Origin of the sequence: Edaphobacter sp. (assembly GCF_035763405.1) — a bacterium.
Lineage (GTDB): Bacteria > Acidobacteriota > Terriglobia > Terriglobales > Acidobacteriaceae > Edaphobacter.
The window spans coordinates 1-16152 of sequence record NZ_DASUBE010000112.1; the positions used below are offsets into that span (position 1 = coordinate 1).

Annotated in this window: 13 protein-coding genes; 8 read left to right on the forward strand and 5 right to left on the reverse strand. The window is 60.3% G+C overall.

Annotated elements, in window-relative coordinates:
* The first annotated feature begins 84 nt into the window (after positions 1 to 84).
* The 3 genes from purF to clpB all read left to right on the forward strand — a co-directional run bounded on the left by purF (position 85) and on the right by clpB (position 5574).
* Positions 85 to 1626: an amidophosphoribosyltransferase gene (purF, locus tag VFU66_RS11590; RefSeq protein WP_326446427.1), complete on the forward strand. Its 1542-nt coding sequence runs from the start codon at positions 85 to 87 to the stop codon at positions 1624 to 1626.
* Positions 1627 to 2135: 509 nt separating this feature from the next.
* On the forward strand, positions 2136 to 2645 hold the full coding sequence (locus VFU66_RS11595; RefSeq protein ID WP_326446416.1) for an Hsp20/alpha crystallin family protein: 510 nt from the start codon (positions 2136 to 2138) through the stop codon (positions 2643 to 2645).
* A gap of 238 nt (positions 2646 to 2883) precedes the next feature.
* Positions 2884 to 5574, forward strand: coding sequence for an ATP-dependent chaperone ClpB (gene clpB, locus VFU66_RS11600; RefSeq protein WP_326446417.1), 2691 nt, complete (start codon positions 2884 to 2886; stop codon positions 5572 to 5574).
* Here clpB and VFU66_RS11605 read toward each other — a convergent pair.
* Together VFU66_RS11605 and VFU66_RS11610 are read right to left on the reverse strand one after the other, a co-directional pair.
* Positions 5566 to 7233 (reverse strand): hypothetical protein, encoded by a 1668-nt coding sequence (locus VFU66_RS11605; RefSeq protein ID WP_326446418.1) that lies wholly within the window; start codon positions 7231 to 7233, stop codon positions 5566 to 5568. The two genes, clpB and VFU66_RS11605, sit on opposite strands and share 9 nt — an antisense overlap.
* Complete coding sequence (locus VFU66_RS11610; protein ID WP_326446419.1) at positions 7221 to 8273, reverse strand: NAD-dependent epimerase/dehydratase family protein; 1053 nt, start codon at positions 8271 to 8273, stop codon at positions 7221 to 7223. The genes VFU66_RS11605 and VFU66_RS11610 overlap by 13 nt, the downstream gene beginning before the upstream one ends.
* Before the next feature lie 120 nt (positions 8274 to 8393).
* On the opposite strand from VFU66_RS11610, the gene VFU66_RS11615 reads away from it, so the two are divergent.
* Positions 8394 to 10130, forward strand: coding sequence for an NAD(P)/FAD-dependent oxidoreductase (locus VFU66_RS11615; protein ID WP_414649426.1), 1737 nt, complete (start codon positions 8394 to 8396; stop codon positions 10128 to 10130).
* A 198-nt stretch (positions 10131 to 10328) separates the two neighbouring features.
* Here the strand turns inward: VFU66_RS11615 and VFU66_RS11620 are convergent, their stop codons facing one another.
* Positions 10329 to 10679 (reverse strand): nuclear transport factor 2 family protein, encoded by a 351-nt coding sequence (locus tag VFU66_RS11620; protein WP_326446421.1) that lies wholly within the window; start codon positions 10677 to 10679, stop codon positions 10329 to 10331.
* 224 nt (positions 10680 to 10903) lie between these two features.
* Here VFU66_RS11620 and rpsU point away from each other — a divergent pair, with 224 nt between their 5' ends.
* The 4 genes from rpsU to VFU66_RS11640 all read left to right on the forward strand — a co-directional run bounded on the left by rpsU (position 10904) and on the right by VFU66_RS11640 (position 14974).
* Positions 10904 to 11101, forward strand: coding sequence for a 30S ribosomal protein S21 (gene rpsU, locus VFU66_RS11625; RefSeq protein ID WP_014267628.1), 198 nt, complete (start codon positions 10904 to 10906; stop codon positions 11099 to 11101).
* Between the two features lie 293 nt (positions 11102 to 11394).
* The gene (locus VFU66_RS11630; RefSeq protein ID WP_326446422.1) at positions 11395 to 11835 is read left to right on the forward strand and encodes a zinc-ribbon domain containing protein; all 441 of its coding nucleotides are present in this window, start codon (positions 11395 to 11397) and stop codon (positions 11833 to 11835) included.
* A gap of 58 nt (positions 11836 to 11893) precedes the next feature.
* On the forward strand, positions 11894 to 12796 hold the full coding sequence (locus VFU66_RS11635; RefSeq protein ID WP_326446423.1) for an MBL fold metallo-hydrolase: 903 nt from the start codon (positions 11894 to 11896) through the stop codon (positions 12794 to 12796).
* Between the two features lie 99 nt (positions 12797 to 12895).
* On the forward strand, positions 12896 to 14974 hold the full coding sequence (locus VFU66_RS11640) for a glutaminase family protein (RefSeq protein WP_326446424.1): 2079 nt from the start codon (positions 12896 to 12898) through the stop codon (positions 14972 to 14974).
* A gap of 207 nt (positions 14975 to 15181) precedes the next feature.
* Here VFU66_RS11640 and rpmA read toward each other — a convergent pair whose 3' ends face one another.
* Positions 15182 to 15457, reverse strand: a complete 276-nt coding sequence (rpmA, locus tag VFU66_RS11645; RefSeq protein ID WP_326446425.1) for a 50S ribosomal protein L27 — start codon at positions 15455 to 15457, stop codon at positions 15182 to 15184.
* A gap of 52 nt (positions 15458 to 15509) precedes the next feature.
* On the reverse strand, positions 15510 to 15833 hold the full coding sequence (gene rplU / locus VFU66_RS11650) for a 50S ribosomal protein L21 (RefSeq protein ID WP_326446426.1): 324 nt from the start codon (positions 15831 to 15833) through the stop codon (positions 15510 to 15512).
* Positions 15834 to 16152 lie beyond the last annotated feature (319 nt).

Below are 16152 nucleotides of genomic sequence, written 5' to 3' on the forward strand. Positions count from 1 at the left end.
AATGGAAATAAGAATGAGCTGCGGGAGGACAATCGAAGAGACAACCGCAGGTCCTTCGACTCCGCGCTGCGCGCTCCGCTCAGGATGACAAGTTCTGAGGTTAACGGGGTTGATGGGGCTGGCGTGGTTGATGAGGTTAACGGGGTTGATGAGGTTGGCGTGGTTGATGAGCAGGACGACGTGACTCCGTTCGACAAGCTGCGCGAAGAGTGCGGCGTCATGGCAATCTACAACCATCCTGATGCGGCGCGGCTGACGTACTGGGGGCTGTATTCGCTCCAGCATCGTGGGCAGGAGTCGGCTGGCATCGCTTCGGCGGATGGGCAGAATGTGAACGACATCAAGGGCATGGGGCTGGTCTCGGAGATCTTCACTGACGACGTTCTTGCCCGACTGCCCGGGCACATAGCCATCGGGCACACGCGCTACTCGACTACGGGCGACTCGGCGTTGCTGAATGCGCAGCCGATTTCGGTGGAATCGACCAAGGGACTGATTGCCATTGCGCATAACGGCAACCTGGTGAATCTGGGCAACTCGCGCGAGCGGCTGGAGCGCGACGGGGCTGTCTTCCAGACGACTTCGGACACCGAGATCATCGTGCAGCTCATCGCGCACTCGAAGGCTTCGACACTGGTGGATTGCATCGCGGACTCGCTCTCGCAGGTCGATGGCGCGTTCTCGATTGTGATGATGACGCGCAATCGCATCTTCGCCGCGCGCGACCCGCACGGCTTCCGCCCGCTCTCGATGGGGCGCATCCCCGGCGTGGACGGCGCTCCGGATACCTTTGTCTTCGCCTCCGAGACCTGCGCCTTCGACCTGCTGCACGCCAAGTACGAGCGCGATGTCGAGCCGGGCGAGTTGGTGATGGTTTCGGAAGACGGCGTGACCAGCCGCCGCTTCGCCCGCGAGACGGTTCCGACGGCTTCGTGCGTCTTCGAGCATGTCTACTTCGCGCGGCCTGACTCGCGCATCTTCGGACGCTGGGTGCAGAAGTCGCGTGAGGAGATGGGACGCCAGCTCGCGCGCGAGGCTCCCGTGGCTGCCGACCTTGTGGTTCCGGTGCCGGACTCCGGCGTGACGGCGGCGCTGGGCTATGCGACCGAGTCGGGAATTCCGTTCAACCTCGGCCTGATTCGCAATCACTACGTGGGCCGAACGTTCATTCAGCCGGAGCAGCGCACGCGCGACTTCGGCGTGAGGATGAAGCTGAACCCGGTGCGGTCGCTGCTGGAGGGCAAGCGGGTGATTCTGATTGATGACTCGATCATCCGGGGGACGACCTCTCGCAAGATCGTCCGCATGGTGCGCGCGGCGGGAGCGACCGAGGTGCACATGCGCATCTCGTGTCCGCCGACGATCTCGCCCTGCTTCTACGGGGTGGACACGCCGAGCAAGAAGGACCTGATCGCGGCGAACCACTCGATTGAGGAGATCTGCAAGTTCATCGAGGCGGACTCGCTGGCCTACCTGTCGCTGCCTGGGCTGACTCACTCCTGCACCATCGGAGAGCCGGTGGACGGGCTCTCGCCGGCGTCGTTCTGCACGGCCTGCTATACGGGCGAGTATCCAACGCAGTGGGTGGATGTGTCGGATATCCTGCCGGCGACTGCCTCGGTATAGCCGCCTCCCCCCTCCCCCCTGTTTTTGTGCAAAGTCCTTCGAACAAAGGACTTAGGTTCGGACCTCCGGGCCGGTCCAGTAAAAAGTCCTGATATTGTGGGGTTTACCTTTGTAAAGTCCTTGAAATACAGGGCTTGCTGGACATGGAAGTGGCAGAACCTTGCTTGTGATCCCGAGGAGATACGGGGATCTCTCCACTGCGGGGGCAAACGACGCCACCTTCGGTCGAGATGACGTGCTTTACTTCTACCTCTCTATTTTAACTCCGCGATGGAAACTCGACCGCCACTTTCGGATGGCGATTATCCTCATATTTTTCAGCATGATGCGCGAATTTTGACTCGTCGGTGGGGTTGACGGCGCGAGGTGGCATCTGGGTACAGGTTTGATTTAAATATGAGTGTGTTTATATAAGATTATATGCAACCATTTACGAAATAGAGCGTCTTATAGGTAGCTGACCCGAACCAGCATGGCAGCAAATCATTCATTCGAGGGGGATTTTTGCAATGACAATCACACGATGGACTCCTTATCGCAGTAGTTTCAATGACCTGTCGTTTCTCCAGAACCGCTTGAACGCCATCTTTCACGACCTGACGCCCGCAGTGGGTGACAGCGAAGCCCTGGCTGCACCGAGCTTTGTGCCGCCAGTGGACGTTTACGAAGACGAACAGAAGGTGGTGCTGAAGCTGGAGGTTCCGGGCATCCGGCAAGAAGATCTGGACGTGAAGGTGGAGAACCAGACCCTGGTCGTCAGGGGCGAGCGGAAGTTTGAAGCCGAGGAAAAGGAAGAGAACTTTCACCGAATCGAGCGGAGGTTCGGGAGCTTCGCCAGAAGCTTCGCGTTGCCGCAGACGGTGGATGCCGCCAGCGTGACGGCGGAGTACGATGCCGGGGTGCTTTCCATCACGGCGCTGAAGAAGGCCGAGGCGAAGCCGAAGCAGGTGAAGATCGCCGTAGGCTCGGCGAAGCCGAAGCAGGTAGAGGCGGCTGCGAAGACGACCGCAGCGGCCTGACCAGGTTGTGATAGCGGCGGGAGGTGTCTTTGCCTCCCGCTTTTTTGTATCGTGGCTGGTTGGGGTTGGACTTTCCCACCCGGGCGTTTGTGGCTGGTTGGAGGAACAGCAGATTCCTTCCCCTTCGGCTTCGCTCAGGGTACGGGATGGAAATGCATAAGAGCTGCGGAATGGAAACGCAGATTCCCTTCGGGAATGACGAACAAAGGAAACGGAAAAGGGCTGCGAGAGGTGAGGGATGGCGATTAAGTGGGACAGGTTGACGGTGAAGTCGCAGGAGGCGGTGCAGGCAGCGAGCAGCCATGCGGCGGAGAATGGGAATCCGGAGGTGTTGCCGCTGCATCTGATGGCGGCGCTGCTGGAAGACCGCGAGGGCGTGGTCATTCCTGTGCTCGAAAAAGTGGGCGTGCCGGTGGAGCGGCTTTTGAGCGGAGTGAACTCTGCGATTGGGAAGCTGCCGAAGGTGCAGGGCGGCGCTCAACCTGGCATGTCGGCCGCTTTGCAGAAGGTTCTGGAGCAGGCGTTCAAGGAAGCGGAGAACTTCAAGGACGACTATGTTTCGACCGAGCACCTGCTGCTGGCGCTGGCGAAGGCTCCAGGTGTGGCGAAGAATGATGCGGTGCAGTCGGCACTGGCGGCGTTTGGCGCGACGCATGATGCGATTCTGAAGGCGCTGAGCGCGGTGCGCGGCTCGCAGCGCGTGACCGACCAGACTCCTGAGGGCAAATTTCAGGCTTTGGAAAAGTACGCGAAGGACCTGACTGAGTTGGCGCGTCGGGGCAAGCTCGATCCGGTGATTGGGCGCGATGAGGAGATTCGTCGCGTGGTGCAGGTGCTTTCGCGCAGGACGAAGAACAACCCGGTGCTGATTGGCGAGCCGGGCGTGGGCAAGACAGCGATTGTAGAGGGGCTGGCGCGGCGGATCTTTTTGGGCGACGTTCCCGAGATTTTGAAGAACAAGCGCGTGTGTGCGTTGGACCTGGCCTCGATGGTGGCTGGGGCAAAGTTTCGCGGCGAATTCGAGGAGCGGCTGAAGGCTGTGTTGACGGAGATTGAGGCGTCGCACGGCGAGATTATTTTGTTCATCGATGAGCTGCATACGCTTGTCGGCGCGGGCGCGGCCGAGGGCGCGATGAATGCGAGCAATATGCTGAAGCCGGCGCTGGCTCGCGGCGACCTGAGGGCGATTGGCGCGACGACGCTGAATGAATATCGCAAGTACATCGAGAAGGACGCGGCGCTGGAGCGGCGGTTCCAGGTGGTCTACGTGGGCGAGCCAAACGTGGAGGACACGATTGCGATTCTGCGCGGACTGAAAGAAAAATATGAGGCGCATCACAAGGTGCGGATCAAGGACTCGGCCATTGTGGCGGCGGCTACGCTTTCGCATCGCTACATCAGCGACCGCTTTTTGCCGGACAAGGCGATTGATCTTGTCGATGAAGCGGCGGCTGCGCTGGCGATTCAGATTGGCTCGGTGCCGGTGGAGATTGATGATCTGGAGCGGCGGGCGACTTCACTCGAAATTGAGCGCGCGGCGCTGAAGCGCGAGACGGACGCCGGCTCGAAGGAGCGGCTGGAGGCGGTCGAGCGCGAGCTGGCTGAAGTGAAGGAGCAGGCGGCTGCTCTGCGGGCGCGGTGGCAGAAGGAGCGCGGCGCGATTGGCCGGATTGCCGAGCTGAAGCAGCAGCTTGAAGGGCTGCGCTTTCAGGCAGAAGAGGAGACGCGCAAGGGCAACCTGCAGCGCGCGGCGGAGTTGCAGTATGGCGAGATTCCGAAGATGGAGGCGGAGCTGAAGGAGTTGACGGCGTTGCAGGATGCTGCGGTGGCCGAGGATCGAGAAGCAGATTCCTCCGCTTCGCCGCGGAATGGAAATAAAGAAAAGGATGCGGCGCCCAGGCGGATGTTGAAGGAAGAGGTGGACGAAGAGGACGTCGCGGCGATTGTGTCGAAGTGGACGGGGATTCCTGTCTCGAAGATGCTGGAGGGCGAGGTACAGAAGCTGGTGCAGATGGAGGAGCGTCTGCGCGAGCGCGTGGTGGGGCAGGATGAGGCGCTCACGGTGGTGGCGAATGCGATTCGGCGTTCGCGCGCGGGGTTGAGCGATCCGAAGCGGCCGATTGGCTCGTTCATTTTTCTGGGACCGACTGGTGTGGGCAAGACCGAGACGGCGCGCGCGCTGGCTGAGTTTTTGTTCGATGATGAGGCCGCGATGGTGCGGATCGACATGAGCGAGTATATGGAGAAGCACGCGGTGTCGCGGCTGATTGGCGCGCCTCCGGGCTATGTGGGCTACGACGAGGGCGGACAGTTGACGGAGGCGGTGAGGCGGCGGCCTTACTCGGTGGTGCTGTTTGACGAGATCGAGAAGGCGCATCCGGATGTCTTCAACGTGCTGCTGCAGGTGTTGGACGATGGGCGGCTGACGGACTCGAAGGGCAGAACGGTGGACTTCAAAAATACCGTGCTGATTATGACTTCGAACGTGGGAGCGGCGCAGCTCTCGACCGCGTGGGCGCAGGGCGAGGAGGGGTTCAATGAAGCGAAGGAGCGCGTGATTGACGAGCTGAAGAAGCACTTCAGGCCGGAGTTCCTGAACCGCGTGGACGATATTGTGGTCTTCCATCCGCTGGGCGACGAGCAGTTGACGCATATCGTCGACCTGCGGCTGAAGGACCTGGAGAAGCTGCTGGCTGATCGCAAGATTACGCTCGAGCTGACGGACGCGGCACGGAAAGCGATCTTCAAGGCCGGGTACGACCGCGCGTACGGCGCGCGGCCTTTGAAGCGGGCCATTCAGCGCATGGTGCAGGACCCGCTGGCGGTGAAGATCCTCGACGGCAGCGTGTTGCATGGCGACCACGTTGCCGTGAAGGCAGGCAAGAGCGGGCTGGAGTTCGAGGTGAAGGAGCGGGAGCAGTCAGCGTAGAGACGAAGTGCCTGCCGCACCGGCCTCAAAGACGACGCGGCACACCTTCTGTTCCGACGAGCCTCGGAAGAGGTGCTCCCCGCAAAAGCGATGCGTCTCCCGATAACCGTCTTGCGCCAGCAGGCTGAAGGTGGCGGGATCGTAGTCCTTGGTTCCGGGCGTCATCACGGTGAGCCATTGGTTGATATACGGGTCCTCGGAGATGGCGAGAGACTCGATTACCATGTCCGGCCGTTGCGCCATGGTCTGCTGGATCCGGAGGCTGGGGTCGGCTGTTTTGCTGAACGGCCAGTAGCTCACGCGCTGATTGAAGTAGCGGGATTTGGGCAGATAGGCATTCGCCGTAATGGAGTTGAGGTCGAAGGCGGCGATCCTTGTGCCGGGCGGCTGGCGGCTGATGAAGGCGGCGGTCTCTTCGTCCGGCGCATATGCGCCGAATATATCGGCGCGTATGCAGTGAATGCTCCAGCCGATCTGGATCATGATGACGATGAGCGTCACGAGATACAGGGCGGAGCGCAGCGAGTGGGAGGCTTCGCGCGAAGAAGCTGGTTCGATCGAGAGTGCCCAGATCGAACAAAGCAGGCCAATCCAGAGCAGACCGAGGTGATGCGATGCCCCCTGAATGCAGACAAAGACGAACAACACCAGCGCATACGGGGCCAGGGAAAGCCAAAGCTGCTGCCGCGTGAGATTGAGAGCGAGCAGAACAAGGAAGAGGATGGCGAGCAAGTTGGAGGTAGAGATGGGAGCGGTGAGTGCCGCGGGCACTTCGAGGAGATGTTTGACCAGCTTGCTCTCGATGACGGCCCTGTGGCTGGCGTTCGCGGCGGGATGAACCGCGCGCCAGATTTTCCTGGCGATTCGTCCCTGATGCGCCGGAGGAAGCTCAATCGGCTTGTCCGCCAACGGTTCAGCCTTGACTTCGTGCGCAGAACCCGGCATTTCACTACCGATCTTCTGGACGACCGGATTGCCGAACGATCCATCGGGAGTTGGCCGCGCGACGAATGCCGACACCCCGAAGGCCAGCAGGAGAACAACGGCAGAGACGGAGAGTTGGCGGCGGCTCACCGCGATGCTGCCCTCTCGCTGAAGCTGACGACGGTCAGCAGCGTAAAAGAGAACGGCCCCCGCGGCGAAGGCGGCCATATGCAGAGAACAGTTGGCCAGCAGTCCGGCTATGACGCAAAACGTGATGGGACTGCTTTTCCTGTTCTGGTAGAGCGCAAACAGAGCAAACGCGAAGAGCGGGAACAGCGAGTAGCTTCGCGCAATCACGGCATACTGATATTGAAGAAAAAATGTAAAAGGAACGAGCAGGGAGAGGACGCGGGGCAGCGGATTGAATCGCAGCCAGATATAAATGCCGAACGCAGAGAGTGCGCCTGCGATGTAGTGCATCCCAAGGAACGAGACGAGGAGGCGGGCTTCGATCCACAAAAGCAGGTGCCACAGCGCCGGCGCTCCCTCGTAGTGGAGGCGATGCAGCAGCAGGTCCCGGAGGCTGGAGTCGCGCGCGATCAGCCATGCCTGCGCCTCATCGAACCACGACTCGTGATGCGGAATGCACCAGGCAAGCAGAATGCAGAATCCCAGAAGGGAGAAGGCTTCTGGCAAGGCGAAGGTTGGCTTTGCGCGCGGCTTCAGGATATCCATTTAAGCAGTCTGATGATTCCCATGGATGCTGGTTTACGATGGGTGGAGACATTGGTGCGGCCGGATATCTCCTCGCGGTGCCGCGCGTAATACTCGTAGGATTTCAACAGCATCTCCTCGTTGGTGAGCGAGGGCTTCCAGCCCAGTCGCTGCTTGATGCGCTCGGTGTCGAAGACGAAGCTTTCGGCGATCATCTTGTAGTGATACGGGCCGAGCGGGGAGACGCGCAGTTTGTGCGCAAGCATCATCGCCGCGATGGTCGGCCCTTTGGGAAGCGACCGCACCCTGGAGCGGCTGCCGGAGGCGCGAATGACGGACTCGTATACCTGGCGCATCGACTTGACGTTGTCGGAGCCGATATGGAAGAGGTCCGATTTTCCGAAAGAGGCGCCCAGAATGCAGGCCGTGGCAAGGTCTTCGGCATAGATGAACTGGTACTGGTTGCCGCCGTCGCCAACAACCCAGACGGTCTTATTGTCGTCGATGAACTCGTAGAGGATGGCAAGCAGGCCGAGGCGTCCGGCATCCATAATGGTCGGACAGCGGATGATGACGACGTCGAGATCGTCGGTGAATTGATGAAGGCACTGCTCGGCGGCGAGCTTCGATTTGCCGTATAGCTCGATGGGCGCGGGAGTGTCGCGGTCTTCGTTGACGGGATGACCAAGGTTGGCGGCCCAAAGGCAGTTGGTCGATACGAAGACAAACGGGCGTACGCCCGCGTCGCGCGCGGTTTGGGCCAGCAGCTTCGTGGCGTCGACGTTCGAGGTCCAGAGAAGGTGCTCGTCCATCTTCATGCCGTGCGCCAACTGCGCGGCTACGTGGTAGACGGCATCGAAGCGATTCTCCACGAAGGTGCGCTGGATGAGGGCGGGATCCCGCAGATCGCCGCGTATGCTGGTGAGGCCGGGCAGTGAGGCTTCCGCATCTTCATCGGGTTCGAGATCGATATTGACGACGGTGTGACCTTCGCGCAGGAGCCTGCGTTTGAGAACACCTCCGAAAAAGCCTGACGCGCCCGTGACCAGAACATGCGACATAAAGGTTGATTGTCCATGATAGGGGAAAAAAGTCATCTTTTGGAAGTGACAGTTCAAGGGACCGTCGCCGTCCTGTTCCACATCGGGAAAACAGACACAATATAATCGGGGAGCGGAACAATGCGGTACGTGACTTCGGGACCTGCAAGGACGAGTGTGAAGAAGACTGCTTTGATCATTGGCGCCGGGCCGGCTGGGCTAACGGCGGCGCTGGAATTTCTACGGCGGTCCGACATTGTGCCGGTTGTGCTGGAGGCGAGCGACGAGATCGGCGGCATCTCGCGCACGATTAAGTACAAGGGCTATCGGATGGACATCGGCGGGCATCGCTTCTTCTCGAAGAGCGACCGCGTGATGCAGTGGTGGATCGACCTGATGCCGCCCGAGACTGTCGGCGACGCGGCGACCGGAGTCAACCATCAGATCAGCTATCAGGGCAAGACGCGCGAGGTGACGGTCCCGGCGCATCTGCACCAGGAACCGGTGCTGCGCGGCACCGGGCCGATACAGCACCACATCGATGTGGAAGCTGAAGAGCAGCCGGAGACTGCTGAAGAGGTCGCGGCGAAGGTCGTGGCGCATGAACCGCCCGATCCCGATCTGGTGATGCTGATCCGCCCGCGCAAGAGCCGCATCTACTACCTGCGCAAGTTCTTCGATTATCCGATTACGCTGACGGCGACGACGCTGAAGAACCTGGGTGCGGTGCGGACGGTCAAGGTCGGCGTGAGCTATATGAAGTCGCGCGTGAGCCAGATTGCGCCGGAGAAGAGCCTTGAGGACTTTCTGATTAACCGGTTCGGGCGGCAGCTTTATCTGACGTTCTTTAAGAGCTATACGGAGAAGGTGTGGGGAACGCCGTGCAACGAGATCTCGGCTGAGTGGGGAGCGCAGCGCATCAAGGGCCTGAGCCTGACGAGCGCGGTGAAGCACTTTGTGAAGAAGGCCGTGAGCCGGAAGAAGAAGGGCGATCTTGCGCAGAAGGGCACGGACACGAGCCTGATTGAGCGGTTCATGTATCCGAAGCTGGGGCCGGGGCAGTTGTGGGAGCACGTTGCCGATCTCGTGAAAGAAAAGGGCGGCGAGATTCACATGAACTGGCGCGTGGACAAGATCCACTGCGAAGGCGAGCGGGTGGTTTCGGTGGACGCGGTGAATCGCTCGGGCGAGCGCAGGACGTTTGCCGGTGACTACTTCTTTTCGACCATGCCGATGCGCGAGCTGGTGACGGCGATTGACGCTCCGGTGCCGGCGAATGTGCGTGAGGTCAGCGATGGGCTACAGTACCGCGACTTTATTACGGTGGGGCTGCTTGCCGACCGGCTGAAGGTACGCGAGCCGGACGGCGGGCTGCTGAAGGACACCTGGATCTACGTGCAGGAGCCGGACGTGTTGCTGGGGCGCTTGCAGATCTTCAATAACTGGAGTCCGTATCTGGTGGCGGACTCTACGAAGGTGTGGATTGGGCTTGAGTACTTCTGCTACGACACCGACGATCTGTGGAAGATGCCCGATGAAGACCTGAAGAAATTTGCCATTGGCGAGGTGGCAAAGATCGGCATCCTGAACGCGGAGGACGTCTCGGACGGCCACGTGGTGCGCGTGCCCAAGACCTACCCCGCCTACTTCGGTACCTACAACCGGTTCGACGAGCTGCGCGAGTTTGTGGATGGGTTCGAGAACCTGTTTCTGGTGGGTCGGAACGGAATGCACAAGTACAACAACCAGGACCACAGCATGTTGACGGCGATGACGGCGGTGGATGGCATCATCGCGGGCAACGTGGACAAGGCTGGACTCTGGGAGATCAATACGGAACAGGAGTACCACGAGGAGAAGGGGAAAAGTAGGGCTTAGGGATAGGATCTTCTCGTCTCGACTGAGAGCCTTTTGTGTGTAGGTGAGATGGGCCAGTGCTCAGAGTTGGAACGTGCGCCAGAGAAAATACGGGGGTCTCTCCACTACGGCGGCAAAAGACGCCGCCTCCGGTCGAGATGACGTGCTGTGTGGGATGCACGGAGTGACGAACAGTACTCTCGGCCCTGATCCCCGCCTTCAGGCGGCGATGGTTCCCTGGTGGAAGAGGAGTTGCCAGCGTCCAGCGCGGTTGACCCACAAGGACGACCGATGCGAGGTGTGGAGCGCCGTGGCCGCGTGGTAGGTGGCCAGGGCTACGTTGGGGGCCAGCAGGGTGACGTAGAAGTAGCTGAGGGTAGCGGCGCGGGGCGTGCCGTTGAGCAGTGCGTCGATGGCCTGCTGACGGTTCATGATGCGGCCGGAGCTGCAGAACTCCTGGAAGTCGTCGGCCAGCAGAGGAATGAGGTCGGCACGGTGGGGCTCGCGGTCGGGGTGGAAGAGCCGCTCTTCGAGGGTGTAGAGGTGGTCCTGGAGTTCGCTGACTTTCATATTCCCGTTTAGACGGGGGGATGGGCGGGAAGAGTTTCACCGGCTTTGGGGCGCCCTGCCGAACACGAATGAGACATGTTTTGCACAGTGATGTGCAAATTGCGTTCCATCCCGGTTTAGGCTGTGGATTTCCGTGTAATTTCATGGTTGCGTGCGTGGTTTTTTACTGAAAGCGCGGTATTCTATTAGCTACCCCATTGGGACTGTTTGGAGGTGTATTTTTCTTGGCAGAGGTTCGAGTACAGGAAGGCGAACCCCTTGAGAATGCCCTGCGGCGCTTCAAGCGCAAGGTGCAGACCGAAGACATTATCAAGGAAGTCAAGCGCCACTCTTTTTACCTGAAGCCCGGTGAAAAGAAGCGTGTGAAGGAAGCGCTGGCGCGCAAGCGCAATCGCAAGAAAGTCCGCAAGGAGCAGGATTAGTCATCCGCTCCCGATAACGGCAGGCCGTCTCCCGCTGTAGAGCCAGGCGAGACGGCCGCCTCTAACCACCGGCTGGCATGGACTCCCGCCATGAGACCGGTACCCGGCAGAGAGGGCCCTGAGTTTGGGCCACACTGACCGGACTCCAGATGTAAATGCTGCGAGATCGCGGCCCGGGCCCCCAAAGAGATTCTGGAAGTGAGATCGCAGTGCCGATCGGCTTCTGCATGTCCTCTGAAAGACCAGGCCAGCAGCCAGTCCATCGTCAATTCCGTACCACGGGAGTAGCGGCCATGGAATTTGTAGATCGCCTCTTAACATGCGCAGATTGCGGCGGCGAGTTCATCTTCACCGCCGGAGAACAACTCTTCTTCTTCGACAAACAATTCAAGAACGACCCGAAGCGATGCAAGCCCTGCAAGTCGAAACGTGCGGGCGCGAGTGCGCGACCGGGGGCGGGACCGGCGGCGGCGGGAATTTCGCGCACCGAAACCAGAACGGAGTGCTCTGAGTGCGGAGTGGAAACCACTGTCCCGTTCAAGCCGACGCAGGGGCGCCCTGTGCTGTGCCGACAGTGCTTCCAGATCAAGCAACGGGCACACGGCGCGGAAGTGAACGATACCGCGCTGGTCAAACCTGTTGAACGCCCAAGCATGATGGCCGACGCGAACCAACACGCTGCGGCTACCGGAGTCGAGATTGCCGCTCCGGTTGCGCCAGGAACGCGGGTCTAGCCTGCGGCTGCCCCGCCCGTCGATCATAGACGGTACGATGGGTGTGTGAGGGCAGCCCATGAGTCAATCGGGGGAGATTGCTGTGCCCGGAGGCGTCGCGGCCTCCGAGTTGGTGCGCGCGCGAACACAGGTTGGCGACTTCGAGGTGACAGTCTGCACGGATGGCTCGTACAAGCTGGACGGCGGAGCCATGTTCGGCGTGGTGCCAAAGACGATGTGGGAGAAGCGCGCGCCTGCCGATGAGTTGAACCGCATCCTGCTTGGGCTGAACACGGTGGTGGTGCGGACGGGGAAGCAGACGGTCGTGATAGAGACGGGGCTTGGCAACAAGCTTTCGGCGAAGATGCGGGAGATCCACTTGAATCAGGAGCTGCTGCCGCGTTCACTGGCGGCGGCTGGAGTGAGCGTGGATGGGGTGGATGTGGTCATCAATACGCACCTGCACTTTGACCACTGCGGCTGGAACACGACGCTTCATCCTGACGGCAGTGTGACGCCGACCTTTCCCAACGCACGGTACTTTGCGCACAAGGGCGAGGTGGAGCATGGGCATCTGCAACTGGACCGCGACAAGGTGAGCTACATTTCGCCGAACTACGATCCGCTGGTGGAGAGCGGGCAGATGACGCTCGTCGAGGGCATGGCGGCGGAGTTTTGTCCGGGAATTCGAGCCGAAGTCTTTCCCGGACACACGGCGCAGTTGATGGCCGTGCATATCGAGTCCGGCGGCGAGCACGCCTGCTATATCTCGGACCTGATTCCTACCTCGGCGCATCTGGACCCAACCTGGGTCATGGGCTACGACCTCGACCCGGTGCGGTCGATTGCGGAACGGAAGCGGTTTTATGCGCGAGCGATTCCGGAGCAGTGGCTGGTGCTGTTTACCCACGACCACCAGACGCCGATGGCGCGGATTGGGCTGAATGAGAAGGGCAAGCCGGTGGTCCGGGCACGGGAATAACGGCAGACGAGACTGAATCTGCCGGCAAAAGTTTGCAGTCGAGAGAGGCCGCGGGTATGATTGCAACCGGTTTCAACACAACATGTTGGGAGTTGCGTCTTGCATCGATCTTGTGTGCGTCTTGCCGTGTGCCTTGCCGTGTGTCTCAGCCTGTCTTTTGCCCGCGCCCAGGACACCCAGGAACGTCCGCCCGCAACACCGCTGATTACGCACGATCCGTACTTCAGCGTGTGGTCGTTTACGGATGACCTGACCGGCTCGGACACGGTTCACTGGACCGGCACAGCGCAGCCGATGATCGGCATCGCGCGCATCGACGGCAAGCCGTACCGGTTCATGGGGCGACGTCCAGACCGCGTACCGGCGATGGAGCAGACCGTGCATACGGTTGCTGCGACGCACACCATCTACGAGTTTCGCCAGAGTGGCGTGACGCTGAAGCTGGTGTTTTTTACTCCGGCGTTTGTGGATGATCTCGATGTGCTCTCGCGGCCGGTGACGTATCTGACGTGGACGGCGGAGTCGAATGACGGCGTGGCGCATGATGTCGAGGTGCTGTTTGATGTCGATCCGGTGATTGCGGTGAACGACGCGAACGAAAAGGTGGTGTTGACGCGCAACCGAACGGCGTCGCTCGACGTGCTTTCGGCAGGGTCGCAGGATCAGCACATCCTGAATCGCTCGGGCGACAACCTGCGCATTGACTGGGGACACTTTCATCTGGGCGTGCCAAAGGACGCGCATTACAGCACGTTCCTTGTTGCACATGCGGCGCAGGACTTCGCCGCGACTGGCGAATTGCCCGAGTCGGACGTGATGGGGATGCCGGAGCATCCGGGTCGTTCGAGCGCGCAGTTGGCGGCGGCGCTGGACTTCGGCAAGGTGAGTGCTGCGCCGGTCAGCAGGCACGTGCTGGTTGCTTACACGCAGGACTACGCGATTCAGTATCTGGAGCGGAACCTGCGGCCTTATTGGCAGCGGAACACTATGTCTGTGGCCGAGATGCTCGACCTGGCGGAGACGCAGTATGCGGAGCTGGAGAAGAAGGGCGAGGCTTACGATGCGGAACTGGCTGCTGACCTGACGAAGGCAGGCGGCGCGCAGTATGCGGCGATTGCGATTCTGGCGTTTCGCCAGACGCTGGCCGCGCACAAGCTGGTGGCCGATGTGAACGGCGATCCAATGCTGTTTGCGAAGGAGAATTTCTCGAACGGCTGCATTGCGACCGTGGACGTGCTTTACCCTTCGGCGCCGTTTTTCCTGTTCTTCAACCCGCACCTGCTGGAGGCGCAGTTGCTGCCGGTGCTGGAGTATGCGTCGCTGGCGCGATGGAAGTTTCCCTTCTCGCCGCATGATCTGGGACAGTATCCGCTGGCGAATGGGCAGGTCTATGGCGGCGGAGAGAAGACCGAAGACAACCAGATGCCGGTTGAAGAGAGCGGCAACATGCTCATCCTGACCGATGCGGTGGCGCGGGCCGAAGGCAGTCCGCAACTGGCCGAGCGTTACTGGCCGCAGTTGACGAAGTGGGCTGAATACCTGAAGGCCAAAGGGCTCGACCCGGAGAACCAGTTGACGACCGACGACTTTGCCGGTCACGTGGCGCACAACGCGAACCTTTCGATTAAGGCCATCGACGCGCTGGCGGCTTATGCGGATCTTGCGCATCTGCTGGGCCACGAGGACGTGGCGCGCGACTATCATGCAACCGCGAAGAACATGGCGGCAAAGTGGATCACGATGGCGAAGGAAGGCGACCATTACAAGCTCGCCTTCAACAGCCCCGGAACGTGGAGCCAGAAGTACAACCTGGTCTGGGACAAGATTCTGGACTATAACCTGTTTCCGCCGAGCGTGCGTGACAGCGAGGTCAAGTTCTACCTGACGAAGGTGAACCGCTATGGGCTTCCGCTCGACAGCCGCGCCGACTATACGAAGCTGGACTGGTCGGTGTGGACGGCTACGCTTGCTCCAACTGCCGACGAGTTCAACGCCATCATTGACCCGATCTACAAGTGGGTGAACGCGGGGCCGAGCCGCGTTCCGCTGACTGATTGGTATGACACCAAGACGGGGAAGCAGGTCGGCTTCCAGGCTCGCAGCGTGGTGGGTGGCGTGTTCATCAAAGCGCTGGCTGACCGGGAGCTGGCGGAGAAGTGGCGGTCGAAGGCTCGGTAGCAACAGGATGTTGTCCCAGAAGTTCGTCGCATTCGTAGCGGGAGCAACCTCAGGTCCTTCGACTCCGTTTGCCGTAAAAACCGGCAAACTTCGCTCAGGATGACAATGTTATTTATGTTGCGAACTTGAGAGGCAGCACACTGGCAGCGCATGAAGCATGAAAAGCGCCAGCTCGATGGCTGGCGCCTTTTGCTGGAATATCTCCGCTTACGCGCGGACGGCGGTGACTTCGGCCGGATCGACGTTGACGAAGCGGCCCTGCTGGCCGCGGTCCTGAAAGCGGACGATGCCGTCGATCTTGGCGAACAGGGTGTCGTCCTTGCCGCGACCGACGTTCAGGCCGGGCTTGAGAGGGGTGCCGCGCTGGCGCACGATGATGCCGCCGCCGAGGATGGCTTCTCCACCGAACTTCTTGACGCCGAGCCGCTGCGCGTTTGAGTCGCGGCCGTTTTTGGAAGAACCTAAACCTTTTTTATGTGCCATTGCTTTGCCTCTTTCGCGCCAGCTTCGTCAGGGCGCGTCTTGAATTGAACTCTTAAGCCTTGAAGCTCTTGCCATTGACCAGAATCTCGTTGATCTTGACTTCGACGAAGTTCTGGCGGTGGCCCTGCATCTTCTTGTACTGTTTCTTGCGCTTGAGCTTGAAGACGAGGATCTTGTCGCCGCGGCCTTCCTTCACAACCGACGCGAGAACCTTGGCGCCGGAGAGGTTGGATTCGAACTTGCCTTCTTCGGGGCTGACGGCGAGGACGTCGGCGAACTCGATGGCGCCGTCTTTCTGGGCGGTGGTTTCGATCTTCAACTGCTCGCCAGGAGAGACGAGATACTGTTTGCCGCCGGTGCGGATGACTGCGTACATGGCTGGAACCTCAGGCGACGGCTCTGGGAGCTGCCGCTTCCTCTAAAAGTAAGTTGTGTTGCAGGGGCGCGTACAGGTGACTGCACTGAACCAACCGGCCAGACTGTTTAACTCGCCTGAAGCCTGTTCGCTCTGCAACCTTTGCGATGAAGACACGCAGGCTACAGCGCCAAACTTAATGAGTTTATCGTGTTCCGGGGTGGGGGTCAATCCAGACTGTCGCGCATGGGTTCAGCCGGCTTAATGAGGACGGCCGGAGGGCTGAGGACGATGTGAGTGAGAACGGATGCATTGGCGCGGAAGTGGAAGAAATGCGGGG

Coding starts and splice junctions, on each gene's coding strand:
- purF (WP_326446427.1), top strand. CDS start 85: ATGACAAGTTCTGAGGTTAACGGGGTTGATGGGGCTGGCGTGGTTGAT.
- VFU66_RS11595 (WP_326446416.1), top strand. CDS start 2,136: ATGACAATCACACGATGGACTCCTTATCGCAGTAGTTTCAATGACCTG.
- clpB (WP_326446417.1), top strand. CDS start 2,884: ATGGCGATTAAGTGGGACAGGTTGACGGTGAAGTCGCAGGAGGCGGTG.
- VFU66_RS11605 (WP_326446418.1), bottom strand. CDS start 7,233: ATGGATATCCTGAAGCCGCGCGCAAAGCCAACCTTCGCCTTGCCAGAA.
- VFU66_RS11610 (WP_326446419.1), bottom strand. CDS start 8,273: ATGTCGCATGTTCTGGTCACGGGCGCGTCAGGCTTTTTCGGAGGTGTT.
- VFU66_RS11615 (WP_414649426.1), top strand. CDS start 8,394: ATGCGGTACGTGACTTCGGGACCTGCAAGGACGAGTGTGAAGAAGACT.
- VFU66_RS11620 (WP_326446421.1), bottom strand. CDS start 10,679: ATGAAAGTCAGCGAACTCCAGGACCACCTCTACACCCTCGAAGAGCGG.
- VFU66_RS11630 (WP_326446422.1), top strand. CDS start 11,395: ATGGAATTTGTAGATCGCCTCTTAACATGCGCAGATTGCGGCGGCGAG.
- VFU66_RS11635 (WP_326446423.1), top strand. CDS start 11,894: ATGAGTCAATCGGGGGAGATTGCTGTGCCCGGAGGCGTCGCGGCCTCC.
- rpmA (WP_326446425.1), bottom strand. CDS start 15,457: ATGGCACATAAAAAAGGTTTAGGTTCTTCCAAAAACGGCCGCGACTCA.
- rplU (WP_326446426.1), bottom strand. CDS start 15,833: ATGTACGCAGTCATCCGCACCGGCGGCAAACAGTATCTCGTCTCTCCT.